The organism is bacterium, assembly GCA_020444065.1.
Lineage (GTDB): Bacteria > Sumerlaeota > Sumerlaeia > SLMS01 > JAHLLQ01 > JAHLLQ01.
Map to the genome: position 1 here is coordinate 208,623 of JAHLLQ010000003.1, position 24,585 is coordinate 233,207.

Sequence of the window (24,585 nt, forward strand, 5' to 3'; positions counted from 1 at the left end):
GAATGCACGCTCTGGCTAGCTACTTAAAGAAATACGTTGAGAGACACTTTGCTGCAGCCCTTTTGAGGGATCCGACGGCATCTGTTCGACCCGTCCTGATCGGCCCCCCGGACGAAGCCAATCGAGAGCTATTCTCACTCCTCACAGGGGGAGGCACGCACGACTGGCAAGTCCCATGCGGAGGCAAGCCGCAGGAAGTGATCGTGTTGCTTGTGGATTCCCGTGAAACTCCCTCAGGAGAGGCGCTCTCACAAGTGTGCAACTGGGACTATGCAGTTTCAGTTCGCAACTCTGCGCCCCTGGTATTGATGCTTGCAAGCCGACACTCCTGGGATGTCCGTCCAGAATCACTGGCCAATACCACGGAAACCATCGGAAAAGTCGGCACACTGCGCTCCAATGAGGATCCTCTGCAATCTCACCTAGCAAATGTAGTTGCGGATAAAATCGGTTTGTCAGCAGATCAGGCCACAGAACTTCTGGATATCGTTTGCCGTGATTCCAGTTCCTTGGATCCGAGCTCGAGAGACTCCGCATTGTGGGAGGTGATCAATCGGTTGCTTTCAACTGACAAAACAGGATCTGCCATGGACGATGGCTCTCGAGCAACTGGACTTCCAGTTCCGGGCAATGCATCAATTGGTTTCCAGCGGGCGTATCAGACTCTCGATAGTCTCTCCCAATTCATTGCTAGAGAGGGGCTCCAATCTGCCGTTCAACAAATGAAAGCAACTGATGCCGCTAAGCGCCACAGCGTGGAGTCAGATCTTGATGGGCTGCTGGCACACCTTGCGCCCCAACTAACCTCTCCTACCCTGATGTCAACTGCACCAATCCACTTCTATCGGGCGGGACCTCCATCCCCTCAGTGGTACAATTCTCTATCAGCGGTCATCATCGAGGATCTGCTTTCGGAACTCACTCAGGGCACTGATCAGGGGCGCATGCGACTCGTATGCAACAATGCACTCCAAGCTGCCAATCCCCTTCGCAAGGGACCCTACGTTGTCATTCAGGACGTGGAATTAGCGGCGTCTTGCCAAAGTGGACAGGCTCCATCTGACACAATCTTCACACGCAAAATCGATCGCACAGATTCAGCCCAACTGGCACAATCAGGACAAGATCCACTCCGAATTTCTGACCCTAGACCTCCCGAGCATTTGAAGGCCATCAAATATTCCGTTGCCGCCGCGAATCTACGCCCCGGCACCATTCAGGTCATATCACTCGATTCATTTGCCTGCGGCGGACTCGTGGTCATAAGCGGAGCTGATCGGAGCTCAATCCCCATCCAAACTCGAAGGAGCAAATCCTGGAGCCAGGAGCTCTCCATTTCTCGGGGAGGGGCCACTGAGTTGACCGTCTATCACTCCACGACAGCTTCAAGGGTTTGCCTGAGCGGAACGGGAGAGACACCCATTTGCCAGCAAGTGCCTCCAGGTTCTCCATGCACGCGATTCAAAGTCGACATCGAGAACAACGATGAGTTCCATGTGGAGGTACGTGGCCCAGATAATGACCTGATGGGTGAGTGGACACTTCGGATTGCGGTGCAAGAACCTACAGAAATCTCGAAGTCTCGCCTGGAGGCACTCATATCAGAGCACCGCTCCAGGAAGGGCAAATGCATCCCCCATGCTCCAGATACATGGATTCACCGCCTGGAGCTCGGATCCTATTTGACGTCAAAGGAGAGCTGGCGCCCTATCCTAGCGTGTTGGGGGAGTAAGGACATTGGACATGCACCGATCCAGTGGGAGGGCACGCGGCTGCTCGGTAACATTGAACCATCTATTGATCCGCGCCCCAATCTTTCTCCCCCAGAATCTCTTCTCAATGCCCGGGAGGCTGTGCGGATCAGGCTGCACGATGAACAGCGGTGTATTTCTGAGATTGAGTTGGATCGCCCTGATCTCGCCCCTTTGTTTCTTGAGTATCTAAAGCAATATGTTCAGTGGCTCGAACAGGATCAGGTTGGTGCCAGTTGGGTGGACGTTATCGCTCTATTTGCTGCGGAATGGAATCCTCAAGCAGGACGCGAAATCGCAACAGATGAGCCGGTCGTAATTCTTCTCTCACCGCTCCACCCACTGCGGCTGTGTTGGCATGCCATAGCGCAGCGTCAGTTAAGGGAATCGCTGGAGCTTGACTGCCGCTGTCCCGCGGCTGGGCTTCTGGGTCCCATGCAGTGTCCAGATGCTTCGGTTCTTCACTTGTGGAATGGTAATGAGCTCAAGGCACGCTCCTTCTTCGCCCTTCCGTGCGAGCATACAAACTGGAGCGTGCTAATAAATACCAGCTTCTTGGACAAATCCGAATCTCGTGGTTGGGCGATGCGCCGACTTGCTGAACTGGGTTTAGATGTGCGTACAATAACGGGCGGCTTCACGGCCAACCAGACCCAAGATAGCCTCGAGGAGGTCGCCCAATTACTCCCGGCGCGAGCTACGTTACGAATCGGGATAGTTGGAGACGCAGAAGCCTCTAGCGAATGTGGAAGAGGAGTCTTGAGATGGAGTGAGGAGCAGTACGCGGAGGATACCTTCCGTGCGCGTGGCTGTCTTGGGGTCGAGGTGTTTGATACGCGAGGGGGGGGCGATCCATCTCCGGAAATGCTTGCGAACCTGTCGGAAATCACCGGGGAACAAGTGCGCTGGTTCAGAAGAGACTCGAGCGCTATCGATTCTTCAATTGATCTGACCATAATCGACCAACTTGGCGTGCGGAAGCACGAAGGAATTCGAGGAGCAACCAGATCGGCAATCACGCCGGGCGGGACATTTCGAATTCGCATCCGTCGGGATTTCTCTGCAGCCCGCTCCATAGTGGAGTCCCGTGTTGCTTCAACTCGCTTGACTGGTGAAGACTTACCAGAGTTGCTCGCGCGAGCGATTCAGAAGTATGAGGAACAAGCAGCCCTCAAAACTGACTGCTCTCAGTTCCGATTTATCCCCAACAGCGATGCCATCGGTAGCCGTCTCGGAGAATCAACTTACCTTTCGATAACTTCAAGTCAGGTGGATCCTGCATGCATAGTCCGCGGTACGATTGGCCAGACGGGCTACATGTGGAACTATGAGCTACCGGGAGTGCTGGGGGAGGGGGCGGCAAGCAGTCTTGGGTATTATCTGGTCGCGCGTCCCAATCAAGCGATGAACGATGCTATCAGTCGTGCCGCTGCGCTTATCGTTGATCCCCCACCTTCGGTGAAGGATCTGCTAGAGGAGATCTCAAGACGCGGAATTCCGATTCTGAAGCGTTTGGCTGCGGGAGGAAGTCAATCGCGTGGTGAATTGGGACTCCTTCTCGCAGCCCGCCTACTGCAGGATTCATTTCGAGGCGGAAACATTGAGTCTCGGCTACCCGTCCAGAAGGGAGAATGCCTCCACTTCGTTCTTCCGGTAGATCCCTACAGGGAGCTACTATCCCGATTGCGCGACTCCAGGATGGAGAAATCTGGCACGCTTCAACGACCCGATCTTCTCGTACTGGGAATCCAGTTGTCCGCCGATGCGGAGCCAGTTCGCATCAAGATGACTCCTGTGGAGGTCAAATTTCGGGCTCAAGGAGCAAGCCCCTCCGAGATGCGAGCCCATCTTTGCCAAGCCCAGAATCTGGGTGACCTACTGAACTTATTCTACTGCAAGTTCGAAGAAACAGAGCTCTGGCGAACATGTACTGCAGCGTTGCTCTCACAGATTCTTGACTTTGGCTTTCGCATTTATGGCGACCCGACGATCCATCAAAGGGCAGTTGATGAATGGGCTGAGATACACCAGCGAGTCTTGCAGGATGTCTTGGAGTTCAAAGCAGATATGATTGTGAATGCTGCAGGTCGCCTGCTGATCTTTGGCGACTTCCCTGAGACAAAGCTGGCCGATTTGGATGGGGATTCAAGAGTGGATACTCTGGTCATCTCTCATCCGGACGCTCGCGCCCTGCTACTCGGAGAGGCACCCGTGACTCAAAGCCTCGACTCGAAGGTAAGACAAATGGATTTTTCTTTCCCAAACTGTCACAGTCGGACGACCCATGCCAAAGGTGAGGAGTCTCCTTCCTACACCTCACACCCTATCCAACTGGGGCAGGCCTTCCCAGATCGTGCTATGCCAGAAGTGATCATTACGGATCCATCGACGCCTTCCGATTTGGAGACTCCACCTGACGGGCTACTGGACAAGCCTGACACTACTAGTCGCACACATCGACTCCCAGGTTTCGTGCAGGCAGGTACGTCTGTGCCCCAGGAGGTGAGACAGCAGGTTCGGGACGCATTTGAGGGATTTATCGGAAATGAACCCGCGATAATGCGCCTGACTAACGATCTTCTACGGGCTCTCATTGAGCAGCCACCTCATCTTGCGAAGAACTACCTCCTCACGGGACTTCCCAGTACTGGCAAGACCGAGTTGGCACGTCGTGTCGCCATCGCACTTGGACTGCCCTTCATCAAGCTAGATGGCCGAGGCGTTTCCAGTCGCAACAGACTGTTCGAGTTGATCAACGGAGAACTCGAGACGCACGGACTATCGCCCTCCCAGACGGGACAACAACTGGGGCTCCCTGTTCTCGAGTATCCCCCACTCACAGTCTTCATAGATGAAGTTCACCTTGTATCGCGCGCAGTTCAGGAGACTCTACTCACGATGCTCGAGGCTGCGGATAGAACCGTGGTTCTGTCCGATCAAGTCGCCCGAGTTGATCAAGCGACATTCCTGTTTGCTACAACACGCGCCTCAGAAGTGGATGCAGCCTTCGTGAGTCGATGCGACGAGATACAGTTGCGCGAGTACTTCCAAGATGAGGTAGCGCTAATGGTTGCGGGGAAGGTAAGACACGATGAGTGGCCGGAGGAAGTCTACAAAGCGTTGGCCACCTTGGGACGGTGCGTGCCACGAATTGCAATCCAGCTTGCAGAGGCGCTTGAGACAGCGACCATCGTGGCCGAAAAGCCAAAGCCCCTGCTGGGCCATCTTGAAGATGTTCGGTGTGCAAGGGAGATGGATAAGAACGGGCTGACTCCGATGGACTTCCAGTATCTGTCGATTCTGGAAAGGTCCAAGGGGCCTGTAGGCGAGCAGAATATCCTTAATCTAATGCGAACAGTCGACAAGGATCGCATATTGAATGAGGTCGAGCCCTTCCTTGTGCGTCTTCGCTTCATTCGACACGGACCACGCGGACGGGAACTCACGAAAGAGGGCCTCGACTACCTCTTGGTCCATCGATTGAATGACCGGTAGGAAATGTTGTATCCTACGGACCGGCAATTGCAGGCTCGACTAATTCGTCATCGGTGGAGAATTGCCGAGTTCCGTTCCAAGCTCCTTCGCTGGTTTCGGCTCGATGGACGCACCTTCCCGTGGCGCAATCCAGAAGCGACCGAGTATGAGATGATAGTCTCCGAACTCCTGCTCCAACGCACCCGGGCAGAGACTGTTGCCGTGTTCTTCCCTGACTTCTTCGATCGATTTCGATGTTGGGTGGATCTGGCCAACGCAAGAGAATCCGAACTCAAGCAATTCCTGGAACCCCTCGGTTTGTCCAGCAAACGTGCTGCAACTTTGAGCAAACTCGCGAAGATGATGTTGAAGACTGATGGCCGCTTCCCGTCTGCGCGCGAAGAAATCGAGTCTCTGCCAGGCATAGGGCAGTATGTCGCCAACGCAGTACTGTTGTTCTGCCATGGATGTCGTGAACCGCTGCTGGATGTGAATATGGCACGGGTTGCAGAGAGATGTTTTTCGCCGAGGAGACTCGCGGACATTCGCTATGACCCGTGGCTTCAAGCTCTGTGCCGAGAGGTAGTCAACCATCGTCGAGCCTGCGAGATCAATTGGGCGATTCTCGATCTTGCCGCGCTCTTCTGCAAGAGAGAGATTCCGAGATGTGAGGAGTGTCCGGTGCAGAATTGCTGTCGCCACGCGAAGCGCCGGAGGTCTCGACAGTAATCTGCAGGGTATCTCAGGATCTTTGAACGAAGCCGATGATTTGAACTTGCCCTTCAAAGGTACCGTAGACTGAAGCGAGTCAGCGGGGCAGAACATCATGCACTTCCACGCCCACCTTATCGCTAGGCGGGACGGTGAAATTGATGAACCCCGGGGAGAAGCATGGGGAGCAATACCGGGAAGAGGGGCGTATTAGCGAGTCGTTCTACTTTAGTTTTGATATGTGGATGCTCTTTGTGCAATCCCCCATCGCATCCGTTTCAATGAAACGGGATCCGAGGCCTTTGCGCTTTGAATTAACGGACTGGATTGCCCTCCTGAGACTCAGAGGGATACTACTGGCTCTCGTGGGCAACGATGCTTGAAGACCTCCGTCTCCGTTTCAGGATGGCCTGCAACTCTCATCTCGGCCATCACGGATTCTGCGTCCCAAACAAGGTGCCGACAGATCTCCGCACGCTGAGATTTCTACTTCTATAATCCAGTCAAGATCATTCATACGGTGCAGGGGCTGCAGCCGAAGTAGGAAATTCTCATTGACAGGCTAGAGGGAGGAGGGTGAGAAGCCGTCTAGGCGATGAAGATTCTGTTTTGGTACTTCTTCATCCCCTCACAGGGAATCTCACTTAAGTCTAGTTGCCAAATGTAACATCGCCCTTTCAGCAATTGGCGAGGGGTGATCTGAGCGACGATTCCACGATCCCACAATTCCCACATTGTCTCATTTTGACCGTGTCAACTGGCACGTTCTTCGTGCAAGCACTCTTCTTCTGAAGGCGAAGATGTGAGAGCGTACGTGGCCTGCGTTCGTTTACCGCGGGGCCAGGTCCTTCGGTTGGACTGGACCGCGGGAATTCGGCAGAGGCGATGGAACATCTACTGAGTCGAACTGAGCCAGAGAATGATTGCGATAGTTGCCCTGGACACGACAACGGGCAGCGTTTCGGTGCAGCAATTTGTGAAAGCGATTTTCTCAACGCAGCGATGCACATAATATTGAAAAGAAACTACTCAGGGAGATTCATGAATGACAACCAGCTTCAACCCACAGTTCCCCAGCGTGGACCAGCTACGTTTGCGTGCCCCGAAGCCTCGCAGGCGGCCGCAAGAACCTCATGAATGGGATCTGGAAAACCGCTTCGAGAAGTACAGACATGCCTCGCAGAGATTCGATGACTCGGTGAGACGTGGCTATACACCAACGGTTCCGAGCGGCCCCTCCGGGCTCATGTATCCCCTGGGAGTCGCCTACACATTGGAAGGACTAGCCGCGTATTTCGAGGCGCTTCAGCGGCAGCAGGAAGCGGCGGGAAATGCCCATGGCGCTCGATTCTACAAGGTAATTCATGCCGTCTACCTCGCAGGCCGAGATCCTCTGACGAATCCCTGGCTCTTCGACATTGGCCTGAAGAAGAGGACAATCCAGAAGTACTGTTCTCTATACAAAAACAACGGACCGATCCCAGGCACCAAGCGCCGGGGCAGGAGGTCCCAGTTTCCGGAATGTGCTCCCATTGTCCGTGCGATCTTGGCCGAGAATACGCATGCGACTTTGGCGGAGATTAGAGCAAAGCTCGACGAGGCGGGACACTCGATCAGTATCGCAACCCTCTCAAGCTGGCGACGTAACGTACGAGCCGAGGTTTGATCGATGCTGCTGGTTCCTGGACCTGAGAGGTCAGGAAGACCCTCAGCGGAAAAACAGGGCCCTTATTAGTGGTTACGGACACTCGATGTGTTCGAATCCAAAAGGAGAGGGTCTGTCATGAAAGACATCTACGACTTCACCGACGCGATCAAGGACACCTGCGACCGCATCCACTATATGGAAACGAAGAAGAAAGAGGAAATCGTCAAGCTGGCCATGTTGGCCCTGGACGAGTTTGATGACGAGCCACCCAGTCGTCTATTCGACCAACCTCCGTATTTCGAAGCAGACTTGATCGGACTCGTTGCACAGCACGCTAGGGCGCTCAGAACGATCATGAGCGATCAGGGTATCATCTTGCTGCTCGCCCGGATTGATTACGGCGATCTGGTCTGGGACGATGACGACCTTCCACACGAAGATTGTGGGAATGACGAAATCTTGGAGTTTTTGCGTCATCTACTCAACTCGGCCGCAGAGTTCATCAGAGGCAACCATGCTTCGTTTATCATCGATGGCATAATCCTCGAGGATGACGACGATGGCATTTGTGGCACTCCGGATGAGGACCCCGAACCCACAGATCCTGGTCCCATGAGGGGGGAACTGGTCGATCCTGACTACTCGACGGATGGGATAATCGATCTCGGGCCCGACGACTGGGAAAGGATCGAGTGAACCTTCTCGGCATCCCACCCAGAACATCTGAGCCAAATCCCCCGGGTGATATGGAACTCATTTGGATCTCTTCGAACCCTGCCTGTGAACATCGATATGGCTTCACCCCCCGGGGGGTCCAAGAACTGATTCCTGCGAGGGTCGGCTGATCGTTCGATTGAATGCATCCGTTGCCAGGATCTCCAGAGTCTCCCTCGTCACACGCTCAAGTTCCCCGAGGCGGCGATTTAGACCCCCTGCTATTTAATGGAAGTGCAGTAAATCGGAGCTACCAATGCCAGCGCCCAGACTTACAGCCAAGGACACAGATCTAATCGTATTTCTCCTTCTGTGGATGCGGATCCCTGTGGCCGAAGTTGCTGTTGGGCTCGGAATCGCAAGGCAAACCATTTATCGGGTGATGCGAGCCCGAGTTGGATGGATCCGGCAGTTCGACAAGCTGATCAAGATCTGCCCGCGTGTATTCCCGTGCATTGACGTCTACGAAGAGCTTAAAGAGACGTTTCCTTTGAGACGGCAACCCGGCCAGGCAAACCGTTCACTCAACGTTTCATTGCAGTCAATCCTCAAGTACCACCCGGATAGGGAGATGATCCTGGTGCGCATCTATGAGTGTGTCGATGAGATGAAGGACATCGAAACTCGGCGGATCGAGGCACTCTCACAAAGGTATCTGACCCGGAAGCAGTTCGCACTTGTTGAGGGCGGCTTCCCTGTCGAGTTCCAGCGCTTCATCTACCGGGCACCAGCCGTTGTGGCATTCGAGTTCATGGACCCGGAGTACTGGCTTTTCCCAGAGATTCGCATGCTTGTGGAAGAGAGGCGGTTTGGAGCCTGTGAGGGCATCTCCGAGTTCATGACGGAGGACTTTCTTGCCTGCATGCTCGCCTCAGCAGCCACATCACGATGAATGCAATCCGAAAGGGCTGTTATTGCGAAAACAGATGAAAGGAGCGAAACCATGTTACTCGAGACCATGCAGTACAAGCAATGCCACCTCGAAGAGCCTCATCCGGTTGTTGTGCGGATGCGCCTCGTGGCATACCAAGATGCCCGAGCAACGGATCGGAAAGGACCATCTGGACTGAAATTGCCTGAGAGCGTTCCTGCCACACGGGAGGACATCGAATCGCACTTCGAACGACTGGCTCAGATAGAGGAAAGGCGCGGAAACGCTGTGGGGGCAAAGTACTGGCGAGTAATCAGCGCCATCTTCATCGCCGGCGCAAACCCCGACTTGAATTTCTACCTTCATCGACTGAATGTCAGCCAGAGCACAGTGAACGTCTACCGTACGACATATCAACACGGGCTTCCGGTCCCCGGGACGAGGAGGCCGGGCAGTCGATCGGAGTACGCCCGATGTAGCCACGTGCTGAGGAACTACTTGCGAATCCGGCCAGCAGCCACCCTCAGCGATCTGCATTACCAGATTCGCGAACAGACGGGAAAGACCATTCCTCTTCAAACGATCGGACGCTGGAAGAAGCGTCTGAAAGACTGAGAGTAACGCAGTGATTGAAATGCCTACCGATCGACCAACGAGTGACACCAGCGGGGAAATGCGCTGGGGGTCTATCACTATCGCGAGATGGTGGGGCCCGGTCTACCTTCGGGCGAAGATGAGAGTCAGCGGCAACCGACCGGCTTATCTCGGAGAAGGCGACAGCTTAGGAACCGAGCGTCTCTCATACCACTCAGGAACTGATCGGAGCAGGAAGATTATAGGAGGACGACCCATGCGACGAGTTGAAGGCTCCAGCAGCGCCAAACCCGGCGGTCGTGAACGGCTGGTCCTCCGGCAAGGAGACAGGGGCAACACGCCGCCGCCCCTGCAAATCTTCCTGCTGGAAGTGTGCATACCCGACAAGCACACGCTGTTCTTTGAAACCGAGATGAGCGCATATTGCAGGTCCAACTCGGACCAATGGCCGGGGGGGCAACCTACCCTCAACGTGGCCGACCGTCGAGAAGTCCAGCGCTTCACTGGATGGGCTGGCGGGAATCATCCGGGGAATGAGAACTAGGCCGCCTGTGTTGCCCGAGTAATTCAACGGGCATCACATTCATCGGCCAATCCCCTTGTGCCTTAGCAAGCAAGGAGAAATGGGGGCGGCATGCCCTGGACTCGGAGTCGTCATTCAGGCTCTTCTACTCCTTCAGGAAAGTCCGGATGACCACTTCAGACCTGCTCCAAGCGCGATGGCACTATGAGTCTTACACGCGAGGGTCTCGATCCTCGTCACACAGGCCGGTAGCTTGCGTGGCATGGGGCGACACGCTCGATTTCGAGGGGGCGGGGTCATTATGAGTGGAAACCCCGCCGTTCCGCCACCCGTCTGTGCCCGAGAAGCAGATCCAAGAACAACAAGAACATGGGGTTTCTTCCGTCGGCATCCCACAAGGAGGCCGAACATGCCCCAGACCAAGATGAAGCGAAAGGCAAGAGCGTATCCGAAGGTTCACACCGGAACGATCCAGTTGATTCGCGAGGTCAGCGACAATCCGGTCGTCAAAATATCACGATCCGACGATGTATTCAAACTTCTCCGAGACGTACAGCAGCGCGACAGAGAGTCGTTCTTCTGCCTGCACCTAAACACGAAGAACGAAGTCATGGCGATCGACGAGGTCAGCCGTGGCACCGTCAACCAGTCGCTCGTTCACCCGAGGGAGGTTTTCAAGGCAGCGATTCTATCGAACGCGCACACGATCATCATCGCGCACAATCACCCCAGCGGCGATCCAACGCCATCGCGACAGGACCGCGACGTGACACGTCGTCTTGTTCAGGCGGGCGAACTGTTGGGTATCAGGATCCTAGACCACGTCATTGTCGGCTATGGCGACTACCATAGCTTTGCCGACAACGGCGAGCTGGACTGTGGTCGACGCCTGTCCTGAAGCCGCGACGGGCGAAGATGGGGTTCCATGGATTCGTGAGCGAGCCGGTCTACGTAATGCTGCCGGACACTTAATCCAACTTGGAGATGATCGATGAACACGACAATGCCCATGCGCCGTTCGAACGGCCGCAACCACGACTTCCAGAACACACAACCACAAAAGAACGCGACTGATTTCCCGCCGCCGAATGACGAGGCAAACGATTCCGACTTCATCCGCCATGCAGCAGAACGGCTAGCCACCGACGATCATATCACATGGATTGCTGGAGAGCTCATTCAGGCCGAGGTCGAGGCCTTAGGTCTGCTGATCGATGCGAACCTCAGTCGCCTGAACGAGATGATCAACAACCAGAAGCCGATCTCCGAGGAGACGCCGCTGCTCGAAATCCTCGTGGCGATTCAAGTAAACCTCGCTGGCAGGGATCGAGATGAAGCCAGACGCTGGATCATGGCACGGCGGAGCTACGATTGCTATCGACGGGATGCGATCTGGGAAGCGCTCGCATGGATAACTGCAGCCGCAGAACATGATCAGCGTGGTCAGGCAATCTGCCAGGCCACGAGCAGGGCATTCCTGCACGATGAACTAGTTCGGAATATGTACCAGCCGGCTGAAAAGACGATCGATGCACTCGAGAAGATTCTGCGTGAGGACGGCAACTTCTACGAGCTGGCTCTTGCCCGACGGGAGCAGTACCTGACCCGGCAGCAGCCCAGAGACAACGACCGAAAGAGACAATCGGGGCAGAACAGTCGGCAGTGGTCGAATGGAGCTCGGAACAACCGACAACGCACACCGAGTCGCTGATTCGCAATCTCATGTTTCACGCCACAGGGAGAGGGCCCGTCCACCGAGGCGGGCTCTTTCCTTTTCAAGGAGAATTCCCATGTCCAAGAAAGTCTACGAAGTCATCACCGACCGAATTCTAAAGCTCCTGTCGCAGGGCACGGTGCCTTGGCGCAAGCCGTGGAGTTCCATTAGTGGCCTTCCGAAGAACTTGATCTCGGAGAAGACCTATCGCGGCGTGAACCTCTTCATGCTGGCATTCTCCGGCTACGCATCGCCCTTTTGGGTGACCTTCAGGCAGTGCAAAGAACGCGGCGGCCACGTTCGCAAAGGCGAGCAGGGCTGGCCAATCATCTTCTGGAAGGACCTTCGCCCCATGGAATCCGAGGGCAAAGGGACTGATGAAGATGAAGATCACCCCCAGTTTGTGGTGCGCTACTACACCGTGTTCAATGCCACACAGTGCGAGGATCTTGATTACCCGCAACCCGAGATTAGGAACGCGGATTTCGATCCCCTGATTCAATGTGAGCAGATAGTGGCACAGATGCCCTATCCGCCAGCGATCACGCACGACAAGGCCCAGGCGTTCTATGCGCCTAAGCCCGATTTGGTGAATGTTCCGCCAGGAGAATTCTTCCAGACGGAAGGGGAGTACTACAGTGCCCTGTTTCACGAACTGGCTCACTCCACAGGCCACGAATCGAGGCTGAACCGCACGACGCTCTGCGAGTCAAAGGGCTTCGGCTCCGATCCGTACTGCCGCGAGGAGCTAGTTGCCGAAATGACAGCGGCAATGCTTTGCGGACTCGTCGGGATCGACGGTGCCGTCATCGAGAACAGTGCCGCCTATATCGCCCACTGGATCGAGAAGCTGAAGGAAGATCCGAAGCTGGTCGTCTTTGCAGCCAGCCAGGCGCAGAAAGCCGCCGATTTCATCGTGGGCAAATCTGTTCTGAGCGAAGCCAACTGACCCCCAACCTGTCTGGAAGGGCTCCGTTATTCCCTGATAGTCCAACTAGGGAAGGAGCCCTTCCATGCAACCATCACAAAGACAAAGCAGATCCATTTCCCAGCTAATGACCGTCCAGGAAGTTGCAGATTACCTGCACGTGTCGGAGAAGTCTTTCCGCCACATTATGGCTCGCGGTGACGGACCAAGCCAGTACCGGCTCGGTCCGCGCACGATCCGATTCCTTCGCGAGGACGTCGAGACTTGGCTGATGGATCGAGCAAATCCCAAACGTCGACACTGATTGGAGAACGATCATGAAGAACCCGGAACCGGCCTACCGAAAGAGGCGATGGAAAAGCGTCGATGGATCGGTTAAGACGAAGTGGATAGTCGAGTGGCGAGCCATTGATCCCGGGACGGGCGAGCGAAAGGAGAAGCGTAGAGGTGGTTTCCTCACCAAGACGCAGGCACAGACCTGGGTGCGGGATCATCTCAAGCCCGCCCTGGAAGCCGGCCACATGCATCCGGACGATCTGATGCACGCTCGGCAGCAGGAGTGACTCGCAGCGGAGTCACGAGCCAAGACACTGGGCCAGCTCTTTCGTCTATTCACCGAGAATCGTGGCCCGGCATGGACAAAGAAAACCGAGGAACGCTACCAAAGCGCTTTCAACCTCGCGCTTCGGCAGATTGGAGATATCCCGCTTAGCCGGATTACTCCCAGAATGGTCAGGGATTTCATGACGGCGGATTTCCGAGAACGCGCTGTGACGAACGACACGATGCTCACTCGGTACCGAATGCTGAGCGCCAGTCTTCGATTCGCTGTCGTTGAGCGCATCATGGAGAGAAATCCTTGTGATTCGGTCAAACCGCCACGACCGCGTCATGGCCGGCTGGTCTTCCTCGAGCTGCACGAATGTCAGAGATTGCTGGAGGAGTGCGGGAAGATTGAGTCCCGGAACGACTCCCTCACTTCCCCGGTGCTCTTGAAAGCGATTGTCGCGACCGCCATCTTCACGGGAGCGCGGCGAAAGGAGATCTTCCATCTGGAGTGGTCTGATCTGGATCGAACGATTGGAACCTGCCGGATCCAGCCGAAGGCCCATCTTCAGTTTAACACAAAGAGCGGAAAGTCCCGAACAGTCGGCGTAAACCCACAGCTTTTTGAGATCCTCGACGAGTTCCGTGCCGATCTTGGATGTCGTATCGAGCGGGCCAGGAAGCGAATGGTACGGCTTGAGCACTGGAAGGAGATCCGGAGTGGCGATGGGATCATGCAGGAGAAACCGCTAGAGCTGAAGAAGTACGAACGGGCACCCTCGATCGATCTTCTCATGCAAAAGGTTGGAGGGCTGCTCCATTCGCTCGAGATGCAGATCGCTTCGTCGCTTCTGTTCCCCAGCCCGGTGTCGGGAGGTCCATTGACGGACTTACCAAAGGGATACACCCAGGCCGTTGAGCAAGCTGGACTAAAGGAGCGGGGCGTGTGTTTTCACACGTTGCGGCACACGTACGCTTCGTTCCTGGTCAAAGCCGGCGTGGACCTTCCAACCATTCAGCAGCTCATGGGTCACGCCGACATCAAGACGACAATGCGCTACGCTCACATCGGCGACTCGCATGTCGTTCAATCCGGTGCCAAGGTGCCGAGTCTATTCAAGAAGGAGAAACCCGACGAGGATCCGGTGCAGACGGCGAAGGTCGTCAAGATGTAACGTCATCTCGAGCCCTGCTCGTCGGCCCCGAGTCCAGAGCGCCCTCAGCAGTCACTTTCGCCGGGATTGCTGGGGGCCTCTTCTTTTGGGAGGGAGGTCTGGTGGGGGAGTGGAAGGGGCAACGTTGCTTGCCTAGGATGCTTGGTAGATGCCCGAGAGGCCCGAACGAAACAGAAGCCCGCTATCATCGTCTTGTTGGCGATCGCGTCTATGGATTGCGTGAGAACTTGGTTAGGCTTGTCACCCGATCGAGCAATCCCGTGGAAAGCAGTTTGTGTCAAACGCGTCGTGTGGTCACCCCTCCCACACGTCACTAGAAATCGCCCCTCCCACCCCTTGAATGGCTCGATAATGGAGCATTTATGTTCCCCTTATCAGCCACATCTCAAGTCTGTGGTTGAGTCGAGACCAGTAGCCCTCTTCAATTCGATCCCCGGGGAAGAACTGTGGACTGATCTGTCGACCATCTTTCCTTCGAACTCTGAGGTGCTCTCTACACAGCTCTCTCAGCCTTTCCTCGGCGGAGCGAAGGAAGTGAACCAATTCATCAGCCTCACTCCCGATTTCTCTCAGGGAATCGTGATTTGCCTCACCACGAGCTCGACACGCCTTCTTGGGGATATCATCGCATACTACTTCGAGCAACTCCTCCAGTCCCCCAATGATGCCGTTCAACCTGCGTCGTGCCTGACCCCAATCGTGCGGTGACATCGCCTCAGTGAGCCCCGACAACAAAGACAACTCCTGTTCCATGATGATCACCGCAATGCGTCCCATTGCGGAAACGACATGGTACACACGCTCCATATCGAATCGCATATTGCAGTCGCTGTGCCGCTTCAGTCTTCTCTGGTGCTTCGCCAGGAACTCTAGGCCCAAGTCCGTTAGACCCGCATTCCATTGGAACCGTGGGCGCCTTGATGCTACCGTCCCCATGACCTTTAGCTTGTACATGTCGTGGCTGCGCCACAGGATTCTTCCGCTCGACGCGGTAAGAGTGATCTCGCAGGCACGAAGCAAGTCCTTCAGTCCGGAGGAGTCTTCCCGATCAATGAGTTCTTCCAGGTACTGAAGGAAGAAGTCTCGAGACAATCCTGCTTCCCGCACTTTCGACTGAGTCACCCTTTTTCTGGAGGAGCCTGCGTGTGGATTCGCCAGAAGTACCGTGTTCGACAGTGGCGTACCACTGGGGTCCGCTATCCAGGCCACAGCGGTCATCTGATCGAGCTTCTGCGCATCAGCCTCGGAGCATCTTGCTGTCACTCTGGCTTCACGGGTCACAAAGGGCAATCTCCATTCCTCGCCTATATGCGCTTGGAGGGCGAGCTCCAGAGAGGATGTGGAGATCGCTTCCCTGATAGGCTCGAATGTGACATGGATATCCGGAGCTTCCAAACGAGCTTCCAGAAGATGGATTGGCAGGTCGGCAGCAGGTTCGTCGTCATCCGCCTGATCCTGAGTCTCCAGTTCGCTAAAACTCAGTAGACGTTGTGACGTGCCGAGCGGATCGATCAGCTCTGCAATGCGCTTCGTGCCGAGACGCACTGGCGGAACCAGGACAAGACACTCCGTGTTTCCCTTGTCTGCAACCTCCCAGAGGGCTCGGTGTGAGAAGTTGGCGCTGCCGTAGGCAATTCTCTGCACGGTTCCATAGTCCAGGCAGTAGAGCTTTGCGTGAGAGATCTGGCGGATGCCTCGGGAGTCCGCGTGGTTGCAGCGCCACAGCTTGGCCTTCCCCGTTTGGACCTCCTTTCTGGATATCCATGTTTCCGGGAAGTTGCTCTTCGACTCGGGAACGAAGATCTCCAACACGTCAGCACGCGTCAGGTTGAGCACTTGATTCAGAAAGTCTGGTCTTCCAGAGAAGAAGGGCGCCGTCACCAGCAGTCGTCTCGGTTTTTCACTGGCGTGCTGTTGAATTAGTTGCTCGAGCAACGGTTTGTCAAGATTATGGAGAAGTCTTGGGTGCTTGGCTGCGGAGCCTGTTGGGAGATCGGCAAGAAGCCAGGAAAGTTCCTCCTCAAGAGTATGCAAAATCAGTTCGCCTGTGTTCGGGACCGAGTCAACCACTCGGCGGAAGAAGCCAAGAGCGTCCTTGATTATGGGTGGACAAGATTGGACCTTGCCTTTGATTGCTCGGAATACTCCGACAACCTCGGCATTGCTCCCCAAGCCTTGTTCTGTGAGATTGGCACTTCCCACGATGAGAAGAGCTCTCTTTCTTGATCCAAGCAGGATGATCTTCGGGTGGAAGCACGGGGTATTGGAAACGGGTAGCAACTGATAGTGGATGTTGGCACGGCGAGGACGCCTGATCTCTTCCCAAGCATCCCCCCCAGAGCCACGGAAGGTCTGAGCAATGGTGTGATACTGCCCATTATCAAGGAGAACTGCCAAGTTGCCGGTCGATGGTATGCTGGATAGCTTGGGCAGAGCATATTCTTCGAAGAAGGGCCAGTCGAACCGATACGTGGCGATTAGGCCAGATGTGTACATCCCTCTGTCTAGCTCGTCCAGCAGTTTGGGGCGCATGTTGGTTGCCATGCCTATGTTCCCTTCAGATGTCTGGCCAGGTGTCGACGCCCTGCCTTGGTTACAGCGAGTTCATGTTTGTCAAGACTCTCGAGCAATCCGAGATCCGCCATGATTGCGAGAGAGTTCACGGAGCGGCTGGTTCTTCTGAAAGCCCTGTGCTCCTGGACCCAAGTGTACTTGGCTTGATGACTTTGTAGCCACTGGCTCTCAAGTCTGCCCTTTGAGTGGCGAATACGTTCATGTTGCATGTAGATGATTGGAACGAGCTCTTCGATGGCTTCGGGCCAGGTGACCTTCCGGCCGTGCCAATGTGCCCAGAGTCCATTCCCTGTGACGAACCCCCATTCTTCAGGCCCCATCCCCGCAACTACGCTCGCATGATCCCCTCGTGCAAACTGCCCCCACTTCGCGAATGACAAGCCAAGAATTAGCATTGCCAGTGCGGTCGGGTATCCAGTGATGCTACTCGCTGTGTGTTGGTCACGCACGCGAAGGCACTCAATGAACAGGTCCTCTTCATTGAGGTCATGTGACAGATCGAACTTCTGCCGTGCCATGAGGCAAGAATCTCCCGTCGGCCCACCGTCAGGGGTATCCAGGATACGCAGGAGGTCCTTAGTGAAACGGACTCGTTTGCCGGTTTGATCGGAGAGGAGTTCACGAAATTGCGATCCAGTCAGAGATTCGGCTATCTCGCCGGCATCGAGACCTCCAGGATTGTCGCGCAAGAGGATGAGGATGTCTTCCAGGATATACTCGAAAGCGAAGCTCACGTACTGATGAAGACAGAATTGCTGGAGGAATCCCGCGGCGTCCAGGAGTCCTGGAGGAGGCTCGTAATCGTACAGATCGCCGCCGCAGGCCACTTGCCTGTAGTAGAAGGCGGGGTATAGGAGTGTGTGATCGGGATGACGTGTGACCTCGCGCGGATCGCAGGGTGGTCGTATGCCCTCTCCATTGCAGTTCTCGACTACTTCAAGAAGGGCAAGGAGACAGTCGCGTTGAAGTTCAAGGGCACCAGATGGTGAGTGAGATTCGAAGAAGATCTTCCTCAGCACACGGCGCTCACCTTGCGGAACCCTGTTCAATGAGAGTTGAGTCTTCGACGCTTCAAGCAGTGGAAGTGGAAACTGCGACTTGAGGTATGCCTCGTTCTTGAAATAGGGACTCGTAGAGATCTCCTTCTGGACAGCTTCTGCAAGATCTGAGGCCGCTCCATCAGCAAGCACTGGGATGCCTCTCTCATCTCGAGAAAGAAGTCCGAGGTTCTGAATGGAGCCTCGATAGTACTGTCCAAAGGTGCTCAATGGGTTTCCCGGCAATGCCTTGAAATCTTCCAGGTCGACCTGTCCGGCTTCTTCCCAGTCCTCCAGCTTTGGTTTGAGTACATTGATACCAGACACGTGGCTGGCTCGATCATCCAGTCTCGTGGCTGCGGCGACAGCTCCTTCGCGTCGGAATAGAGCCGATGCAAAATCCGCCATGTCTTCCGGAGGTTCCGTGGCGTGGATGTTCTGAATCATCCACACAAACATTGAATAGTACCGGACTCGCTCAGTTGTGGAAGTGATTCCGGGAAACAGACCCCGCAGAATCTCCCCTCCGATTCGATCGAGTCCTAGCGGATCCTGTCCCGTGGAGTCCCTTTTGGATCTATCAGTCCACATCGGGAACCCCTCAATGGAAGCAGCTCTTCGCTTTCTTGCGGGAGGCATTAGCAATCTCCAACGACATGATATCCTATTCCGGCACACATGACTGCCATTGCCAATACCAACCGACGAAGGGGAATCGGGTTTCATCTCCCTGAGTTCTCGCAAGGTTTCTTCGGTGCACGATGGTCAACCGCCCGTGGGCCATGAAGCGCAGTGCTTTCGGAGTCTCAGGTCATTCGCTAGAAGTGGACACTTGCCAACTGTCGGGTGCAGATCGGGAGAGGAAACACTTCAAGGGTCTGTGTGGGAGTTGCTCCCTCCATTGGTATTTGCGATCCAGTTGAGAGGAGTCCTCCCCCCAGGATCATGCATGAGCCTTGTTCCAGACCGGACATATTCCGGACATGAAGACGCCCCCAAGGCTGGAGATGCCGAGGGGGCGTGGCGAATCACTGATTCTACTAAACTTGAATGGAGCGGGACACCGGGCTCGAACCGGCGACCTCCACCTTGGCAAGGTGGCGCTCTAGCCAACTGAGCTAGTCCCGCTCAGGCGAACAACGCGGGAAGGGTTGGCGATTTGGGGGGCGCCGGTCAAGAGCAAAATGCGCGGTTTTTTCGGTCCGGAAAATAGGCCACCACGGATTGCACAGAGGCCACGGATTGGGCTCGGCTTCGGCCTTGCGGCGCGGGCCGGGAGGGGCACATGGTGCCTGGTAATGCAGTCTTCTCGCTCAAGGAGTTCGGTTATGGCGGTCATGCGGATTTGCGTGTTGTTGCTGGTGGTGGCGATGGCGGGCGGCGGGTGCGCGCGCCGTGGGCTGATCCAACGGGCGAGTTCGGACAGCGTTACCCCGGCGATCGTCGTGGGCGATGCACGCCAGGCATTGGCCGGCGAGGAGCCATCTCACCCGGTGCGAGCGGAACTTTTCCGCGTGGGACTCGGCGAGGCGGCGGATGAGCAGCCGCTGGTGTTCTGGGGCGGCGAGGCGTTCTCCGGTCGGCCGGCGAAGGCCCAGGAGCAGGTGGACGCGATGTTCGCGCTTGGCGTGCCGCGGCGGATCCAGCCAACGGCTTGCTATGATTTCAAGGCCGGTGGCTCGGGGTGGACGCTTGCGGAGCTGTACGAGGAATTGGCGAAGCTGCACGGCGAGCGCTTTGTGGTGGCGGGCATTGGGTCGTTCAACGCCTGGCCGCCGTTTGCGGGCGATCAGAAGGCGCCGAAGGAGCCGGGCATTTTCGTGGGCGTGGTGACCACGCTGGTCGATGACCTTTCTCGTGAAGAGAAGCGCATCTTCATCGACGATCCGGCCGATCACGATCAGTTGAACGTGCGCAGCCATACGGTTGCAGGGTGGATTCACGAGTGCAAGTCGTGCGATCCGCAGATGCCGGAGGAGCAATCTCCAGTGGTTCGCGATGTGCGCCGCATTCCGTCGCAGAGCAAGATCCGCCGGGCGCGGCTGGTGGTTTATCTCGTAGACAACTGGGAGACGCAGTAACTCAGTGCCCGCGGGCGGCGATGGCCTTGCGGTAGACGGCCTCGGTCTGGCGGGCGATGTTTTCCGGCGTAAAGATCTCCTGAACAAGAGCATGTCCCGCCAGGGCCCATTCCTTGGCTCGATCGGGGTGATCGAGCTGATCGATGATGGCCTCCGCCAAGGCGTCTGGCTTGGCGGGCGGAACAAGGCGCCCTGTCTCCCCGTCGCGGACGGATTCGCGGACGCCGCCCACGTCAGTGGCGACGACGGGGCGCTTCATCAAGAAGGCCTCAAGGATTGATGTTCCTAGACTTTCGCCGGAATCCGGAGGGAGGACAAAGAGGTCGACTCCCTGCAGCAGGCGGGGAACGTCTTCTCGGAATCCGGTCAGGATGACGCGATCCTTGATGTCAAGCTGTTCGACTTGCTCTTCGATGGCCGTGCGGCTGCGTCCGGTGCCGATGAAGAGGAACTTGGTCTTGGGATGTTTCGCCAGGATCTGTGGGGCTGCTTCGAGCAAGTAGCGGTGCCCTTTTTCGGGGGCCAGGCGTGCGACGACGCCGATCAGGGGTTCGTCGGGCGCGATGCCGAACTCCGTGCGAACGTCGTCGCGGCAATCGCCAACATCGAAGCGTTTCGGGTCCGGCGCGGAGTAGATCGGCGTGAAGGCGGACTCGTCCTTGAGCCCGGCCATCAGCGGGATGACCTGGGGGCTGATCGTGATGATGTGGTCGATTTTGCGATACAGCCAGCGGTTCAGCAGGTGCGTCGCGACGGGGAAGGTGTTGTGGCGGGTGCGGACGAAGGCCGGGGGGTCAGCCATTCCGCGCAGTGCGAAGGCCACGGCCCAGGTGTCCTGGCTGCCGTGGGTGTCGATCACATCGTATTTCTGCTCTTCGAAGTGCGCGCGCAGGGCCCTGACATCGCGGCGCATCGAGAGCGGCTTGAAGCCACGGGCCAGATCCAGGTCCTCGAACGTATCGAAGCCCTTGGCGCGGGCGCGTTCGGTCAGCATCGCCCCCCGTGGGCCCGACACGCAGACGTGATGGCCCAGCGTGCGCAGTCCCTCCGACGTCATCAGGACGCGGTTGGGCTGGCCGCCCCACTTCAGGTGCATATTGATGTGGAAGATCCGCAGGGGCCGATTTGCCGGGCTGTCCGTCAAGCAGCACTCCTTGTCGATCGGTGATTATTCCATCTGCGTCTCGACGGTCCGTTTTGCCATTTCGTCGATCAGCTTGTCGACAACCTCGGGTACGGTCAGGTCCTCGGTATCGATCGTGATGTTGGCTTGTTCGTAGACGAATTCGCGCTCGGAGAGCAACTCGCGCAGGCGCCCTTCGGGGTCCTTCGTCCGCAGCAGCGGGCGCGACTGATCGTTCTTCATGCGCAGGAAGAGTTCTTTGGGCGAGGCCTTCAGGTAAACGACGTGGCCGAGTCGATTGAGGATGGCGCGGTTTGCTGCGTCTGTCGGTGCGCCTCCGCCGACGCTGATCACGGCGCCCTTCGTATCTTTCAGTTCTTCGATAATTTCGCGTTCCATTTTGCGGAAGGTGGTTTCGCCTTCCTGATCAAAGATCTGGTTGATGGACTTGCCCGCGCGGGACGCCACCAAAGTATCCGTATCAATGAATTCATATCCCAGCATATCGGCCAGTTCGCGGCCGACTTCTGTCTTCCCGGCTCCCATTAGTCCCGTCAAAACGACGCAACGAGTCGACATAAATGATTTCCGCCTCTCACAATGGGGATGATGCCGTTTGAACGCGGCATCGTCCGATAAGGTTCACGGTTCCCTGGTCTGCTGTCAACCCGGGCCGGTATTTGTGACGCACAGAAGTACCTTGGCTCAGCTTTCCAGCGCCTCGCGCATGACTTCGCGATCGATTGTAGCCTCGGTCCAGATTTCGAGCGAGCGGGCGCCCTGGGCAACGAGCATCGCCAGGCCATCGACGGTTCGCAGGCCATTGGCGCGACAGGCCTGCAGAAACGGCGTGACGGGAGGGGCGTAGACGGCTTCCAGCACAACGGCGTCCTTCGGGAAGGTGCCCGGGTCCGCCGGCAGCGGATCGTCGCCTTTCATGCCGAGGCTGGTCATCTGCAGAATAAAAGCCCCGGGGGCTAGATTGCCTGGCGCCAATTGGTCGATGACCGCGAATTCCGTTTCGGGACAGGACTGAGCGAAGTCGTGTGCGAGGGCTTCCGCCTTCTCGCGAGTGCGGTTCAGCAGAATCACGCGTTGGGCGCCGCGCTCGGCTGCTCCACAGGCGGCCGCTCGGGCGGCGCCTCCTGCTCCGATCACCAGCACATCGCGTCCTTGTGCGGAACGGCCCGTCTGGTTCTTGATCGCGCCAAAGGCCCCATAGGCGTCGGTGTTCTCGCCGCGCAGCCGTCCATCCGGTTCCACGACGATTGTGTTCACGGCGCCGATCTGTCTAGCGGCGGGGGAGAGTTCGTCCATTAACTCGGCCACGGCCACCTTATGGGGAATCGTGACGTTCGATCCTCTGAAACCCATGGCCGCCAGGCCGCGAACGGCTTCAGCCAGTTTCTCCGGCGCGACCGCCAGCGGGACGTACGCGTAGTCGAGCCCGGCGGCCTGGATCGCGGCTGCATGCATGATGGGCGATCGACTGTGTTCCACGGGCCACCCCATGACTCCCAGTAATCGAGTGCGGCCAGTGATTGCGGACATTCAGCGACTCTCCTCTTCAGAATCAGAATGGAAAGAACAACTTCTCGACGCCCAGGTGGATCTGGGAGTGGAAAATCAACATCAGCAGGCAAGCGGCGGCGATCGACGGCACAAATGGCAGGTGGTGGAGCTGTCGCGGCAACGGCGCCAGCGTGGCGACCTCCATGTAGTTGTCGAATAGCGGCTGTTCGGCTTTCCCCTCAGCACTGTTGGCATCGCCCCACACGTGCGCGGCGAGCGCCCGGATTTGGCTCTCGGCGGCGATGGCGAACTCGACGTCGCGCTGGAAGTGCTCGCGCAAAGCGGCGATCAGCCGCGTGTTCATCGGGTCCGCCACGGCCAGACGGACTCGTTCTTCACCGATCTCGAGCGGGAACACAACGTTTTCGTTAACGAGATTCGCGGGGAACTGCTCGATGGCGGCTGGCGGAATTGCGGTTTCGGTCAAATCGACGAACTCCATCTCCAGATCGGCGGCGATGGCGGAATTCTGTCCGCGTTCGTCCTCGGTCAACTCGGGAATCTTTGGCCCCTCCGGTTCGAGCTTCGCGGCTCCCAGCGCCAGGGGAGAATCCTCCGGGCGAGTGCGCTTGCCGAACGCGATGGTCGACAGCCCGATGATCGAGCCGATGAAAGCGGAAAGAACAAGTACCAGGATGACATTGATGGGGCCGACGGTGGCGCCGATCGCGGCAAAGAGCTTCACGTCGCCAAAGCCCATGCCCTCCTTGCCGAACGCCATCTTGCCGAGCACGCCGATTCCGTACAGGAGGAACGGCCCGAAGATCGCGCCCATGGCGGCGTTCGCAAAGGGCTCCCAGAAGTAGATCTGATCCGCACCCCATCCCATCTTCGTCGGCCCGCGGACGATGGCGCCGAGCTTATCGAACCAATCACCGCCGGCCAGCCGGATGGCGGGGAACGGGCCGGACTCCGTCAGGATACCGACGGGGTCCCAGATCCCGATGACTAGCGCGGCGACCAGCGCGACCACGGTGCCGTACTTCGTCAGGCCGTCCGGCACGATCCAGTGATCCAGGTCGGTGAACGTGCCGACGATCAGGATACAGGCGAACGCGATGTACCATATCGTCGAAGCGCTGAAGCCGGTCTCGGGTGTGTTGTGCGCCATGAAGATCGCGACAAAGATCACGCCGGTCAGGAACTCGACCATGGCGTAGCGAATGCTGAACTTCGCCCCGCAGGCATGGCATCGCCCGCGCAGCAGGAAGTAGCTGAGGATCGGGATGTTGTCGTACCAGCGGATCGGCGTCCCGCAGCGGAAGCAGAAGCTGCGCTTCGGGTCGTTGACCGAGACCCCGAGCGGCACGCGGTAGATGGCAACATTCAGAAAGGAGCCGAAGATCGTCCCGAACCCGAACGCGATCACGCACAGGAAAACATACATGTGCGGCGCCATGAGGACTTCCGTCAGTGTTGGGGCTGCTGTCTGGACGGGCAAGGATTGCTCCGAGGGGTCGGTCTCTCCGCGCGGGGGCGGACAAATAGGAGTGCCCCGCCCGCCGTTGACGGGCAAGACGATTTCCTGCTTTCCGACTGGTCGAATTCA

Annotated in this window: 20 protein-coding genes, 1 tRNA gene and 1 pseudogene; 15 read left to right on the top strand and 7 right to left on the bottom strand. The window is 56.9% G+C overall.

Annotated features, from left to right (window positions below; all coding sequences use genetic code 11):
* The first annotated feature begins 2 nt into the window (after window positions 1-2).
* The 14 genes and pseudogenes from KQI84_08625 (at window position 3) to KQI84_08690 (ending at window position 14,649) form a co-directional block, all read left to right on the top strand.
* A complete protein-coding gene (locus tag KQI84_08625) occupies window positions 3-5,246 on the top strand; it encodes an AAA family ATPase (protein MCB2154939.1) in 5,244 nt (1,747 codons plus the stop codon).
* Between the two features lie 150 nt (window positions 5,247-5,396).
* Entirely contained in the window at window positions 5,397-5,954 is a 558-nt protein-coding gene (locus KQI84_08630) for a hypothetical protein (protein MCB2154940.1), read from the top strand.
* 1,027 nt (window positions 5,955-6,981) lie between these two features.
* The gene (locus tag KQI84_08635; protein MCB2154941.1) at window positions 6,982-7,602 is read left to right on the top strand and encodes a hypothetical protein; all 621 of its coding nucleotides are present in this window, start codon (window positions 6,982-6,984) and stop codon (window positions 7,600-7,602) included.
* Window positions 7,603-7,719: 117 nt separating this feature from the next.
* Window positions 7,720-8,280: a hypothetical protein gene (locus KQI84_08640; GenBank protein ID MCB2154942.1), complete on the top strand. Its 561-nt coding sequence runs from the start codon at window positions 7,720-7,722 to the stop codon at window positions 8,278-8,280.
* Window positions 8,281-8,554: 274 nt separating this feature from the next.
* A complete protein-coding gene (locus KQI84_08645; protein MCB2154943.1) occupies window positions 8,555-9,190 on the top strand; it encodes a hypothetical protein in 636 nt (211 codons plus the stop codon).
* 51 nt (window positions 9,191-9,241) lie between these two features.
* On the top strand, window positions 9,242-9,784 hold the full coding sequence (locus KQI84_08650) for a hypothetical protein (GenBank protein ID MCB2154944.1): 543 nt from the start codon (window positions 9,242-9,244) through the stop codon (window positions 9,782-9,784).
* A gap of 235 nt (window positions 9,785-10,019) precedes the next feature.
* Complete coding sequence (locus KQI84_08655; protein ID MCB2154945.1) at window positions 10,020-10,307, top strand: hypothetical protein; 288 nt, start codon at window positions 10,020-10,022, stop codon at window positions 10,305-10,307.
* 403 nt (window positions 10,308-10,710) lie between these two features.
* Window positions 10,711-11,184, top strand: coding sequence for a DNA repair protein RadC (gene radC / locus KQI84_08660; protein MCB2154946.1), 474 nt, complete (start codon window positions 10,711-10,713; stop codon window positions 11,182-11,184).
* Between the two features lie 93 nt (window positions 11,185-11,277).
* Entirely contained in the window at window positions 11,278-11,997 is a 720-nt protein-coding gene (locus tag KQI84_08665; GenBank protein ID MCB2154947.1) for a hypothetical protein, read from the top strand.
* 79 nt (window positions 11,998-12,076) lie between these two features.
* Window positions 12,077-12,949, top strand: a complete 873-nt coding sequence (locus tag KQI84_08670; GenBank protein ID MCB2154948.1) for a DUF1738 domain-containing protein — start codon at window positions 12,077-12,079, stop codon at window positions 12,947-12,949.
* Between the two features lie 64 nt (window positions 12,950-13,013).
* On the top strand, window positions 13,014-13,232 hold the full coding sequence (locus KQI84_08675; protein MCB2154949.1) for a helix-turn-helix domain-containing protein: 219 nt from the start codon (window positions 13,014-13,016) through the stop codon (window positions 13,230-13,232).
* Between the two features lie 13 nt (window positions 13,233-13,245).
* Window positions 13,246-13,491, top strand: coding sequence for an Arm DNA-binding domain-containing protein (locus KQI84_08680; protein ID MCB2154950.1), 246 nt, complete (start codon window positions 13,246-13,248; stop codon window positions 13,489-13,491).
* A gap of 27 nt (window positions 13,492-13,518) precedes the next feature.
* Window positions 13,519-13,794 (top strand): annotated as a pseudogene (locus KQI84_08685) (phage integrase SAM-like domain-containing protein).
* Window positions 13,795-14,208: 414 nt separating this feature from the next.
* On the top strand, window positions 14,209-14,649 hold the full coding sequence (locus KQI84_08690; protein MCB2154951.1) for a tyrosine-type recombinase/integrase: 441 nt from the start codon (window positions 14,209-14,211) through the stop codon (window positions 14,647-14,649).
* A gap of 360 nt (window positions 14,650-15,009) precedes the next feature.
* Here the strand turns inward: KQI84_08690 and KQI84_08695 are convergent, their stop codons facing one another.
* The 3 genes from KQI84_08695 to KQI84_08705 form a co-directional block, all read right to left on the bottom strand.
* The gene (locus tag KQI84_08695) at window positions 15,010-17,193 is read right to left on the bottom strand and encodes a hypothetical protein (protein MCB2154952.1); all 2,184 of its coding nucleotides are present in this window, start codon (window positions 17,191-17,193) and stop codon (window positions 15,010-15,012) included.
* 2 nt (window positions 17,194-17,195) lie between these two features.
* Complete coding sequence (locus KQI84_08700; protein MCB2154953.1) at window positions 17,196-18,986, bottom strand: hypothetical protein; 1,791 nt, start codon at window positions 18,984-18,986, stop codon at window positions 17,196-17,198.
* Window positions 18,987-19,311: 325 nt separating this feature from the next.
* Window positions 19,312-19,388: transfer RNA gene (locus KQI84_08705), tRNA-Gly, on the bottom strand.
* Window positions 19,389-19,588: 200 nt separating this feature from the next.
* Between KQI84_08705 and KQI84_08710 the strand changes: the two genes are divergently transcribed.
* Window positions 19,589-20,341 carry a hypothetical protein gene (locus tag KQI84_08710; GenBank protein MCB2154954.1) on the top strand — a complete coding sequence of 251 codons (753 nt, stop codon included), beginning with the start codon at window positions 19,589-19,591 and terminating at the stop codon, window positions 20,339-20,341.
* Between the two features lies 1 nt (window position 20,342).
* Here the strand turns inward: KQI84_08710 and KQI84_08715 are convergent, their stop codons facing one another.
* The 4 genes from KQI84_08715 to KQI84_08730 all read right to left on the bottom strand — a co-directional run bounded on the left by KQI84_08715 (window position 20,343) and on the right by KQI84_08730 (window position 24,477).
* Complete coding sequence (locus tag KQI84_08715) at window positions 20,343-21,485, bottom strand: glycosyltransferase family 4 protein (protein MCB2154955.1); 1,143 nt, start codon at window positions 21,483-21,485, stop codon at window positions 20,343-20,345.
* 24 nt (window positions 21,486-21,509) lie between these two features.
* A complete protein-coding gene (locus tag KQI84_08720) occupies window positions 21,510-22,043 on the bottom strand; it encodes a shikimate kinase (GenBank protein MCB2154956.1) in 534 nt (177 codons plus the stop codon).
* A 126-nt stretch (window positions 22,044-22,169) separates the two neighbouring features.
* A complete protein-coding gene (aroE, locus tag KQI84_08725) occupies window positions 22,170-23,015 on the bottom strand; it encodes a shikimate dehydrogenase (GenBank protein ID MCB2154957.1) in 846 nt (281 codons plus the stop codon).
* A 22-nt stretch (window positions 23,016-23,037) separates the two neighbouring features.
* On the bottom strand, window positions 23,038-24,477 hold the full coding sequence (locus tag KQI84_08730) for a prepilin peptidase (protein MCB2154958.1): 1,440 nt from the start codon (window positions 24,475-24,477) through the stop codon (window positions 23,038-23,040).
* Window positions 24,478-24,585: the final 108 nt, after the last annotated feature.

Excerpts from the sequence above, each read along its gene's own strand:
- KQI84_08675 (MCB2154949.1), top strand. The coding sequence starts at position 13,014 with ATGCAACCATCACAAAGACAAAGCAGATCCATTTCCCAGCTAATGACC.
- KQI84_08635 (MCB2154941.1), top strand. The coding sequence starts at position 6,982 with ATGACAACCAGCTTCAACCCACAGTTCCCCAGCGTGGACCAGCTACGT.
- KQI84_08690 (MCB2154951.1), top strand. The coding sequence starts at position 14,209 with ATGCAGGAGAAACCGCTAGAGCTGAAGAAGTACGAACGGGCACCCTCG.
- KQI84_08710 (MCB2154954.1), top strand. The coding sequence starts at position 19,589 with ATGGCGGTCATGCGGATTTGCGTGTTGTTGCTGGTGGTGGCGATGGCG.
- KQI84_08630 (MCB2154940.1), top strand. The coding sequence starts at position 5,397 with ATGATAGTCTCCGAACTCCTGCTCCAACGCACCCGGGCAGAGACTGTT.
- KQI84_08720 (MCB2154956.1), bottom strand. The coding sequence starts at position 22,043 with ATGTCGACTCGTTGCGTCGTTTTGACGGGACTAATGGGAGCCGGGAAG.
- KQI84_08695 (MCB2154952.1), bottom strand. The coding sequence starts at position 17,193 with ATGGCAACCAACATGCGCCCCAAACTGCTGGACGAGCTAGACAGAGGG.
- KQI84_08665 (MCB2154947.1), top strand. The coding sequence starts at position 11,278 with ATGAACACGACAATGCCCATGCGCCGTTCGAACGGCCGCAACCACGAC.
- KQI84_08625 (MCB2154939.1), top strand. The coding sequence starts at position 3 with ATGCACGCTCTGGCTAGCTACTTAAAGAAATACGTTGAGAGACACTTT.
- radC (MCB2154946.1), top strand. The coding sequence starts at position 10,711 with ATGAAGCGAAAGGCAAGAGCGTATCCGAAGGTTCACACCGGAACGATC.
- KQI84_08680 (MCB2154950.1), top strand. The coding sequence starts at position 13,246 with ATGAAGAACCCGGAACCGGCCTACCGAAAGAGGCGATGGAAAAGCGTC.
- KQI84_08650 (MCB2154944.1), top strand. The coding sequence starts at position 9,242 with ATGTTACTCGAGACCATGCAGTACAAGCAATGCCACCTCGAAGAGCCT.
- KQI84_08645 (MCB2154943.1), top strand. The coding sequence starts at position 8,555 with ATGCCAGCGCCCAGACTTACAGCCAAGGACACAGATCTAATCGTATTT.
- KQI84_08700 (MCB2154953.1), bottom strand. The coding sequence starts at position 18,986 with ATGAAACCCGATTCCCCTTCGTCGGTTGGTATTGGCAATGGCAGTCAT.
- KQI84_08640 (MCB2154942.1), top strand. The coding sequence starts at position 7,720 with ATGAAAGACATCTACGACTTCACCGACGCGATCAAGGACACCTGCGAC.
- aroE (MCB2154957.1), bottom strand. The coding sequence starts at position 23,015 with ATGTCCGCAATCACTGGCCGCACTCGATTACTGGGAGTCATGGGGTGG.
- KQI84_08655 (MCB2154945.1), top strand. The coding sequence starts at position 10,020 with ATGCGACGAGTTGAAGGCTCCAGCAGCGCCAAACCCGGCGGTCGTGAA.
- KQI84_08670 (MCB2154948.1), top strand. The coding sequence starts at position 12,077 with ATGTCCAAGAAAGTCTACGAAGTCATCACCGACCGAATTCTAAAGCTC.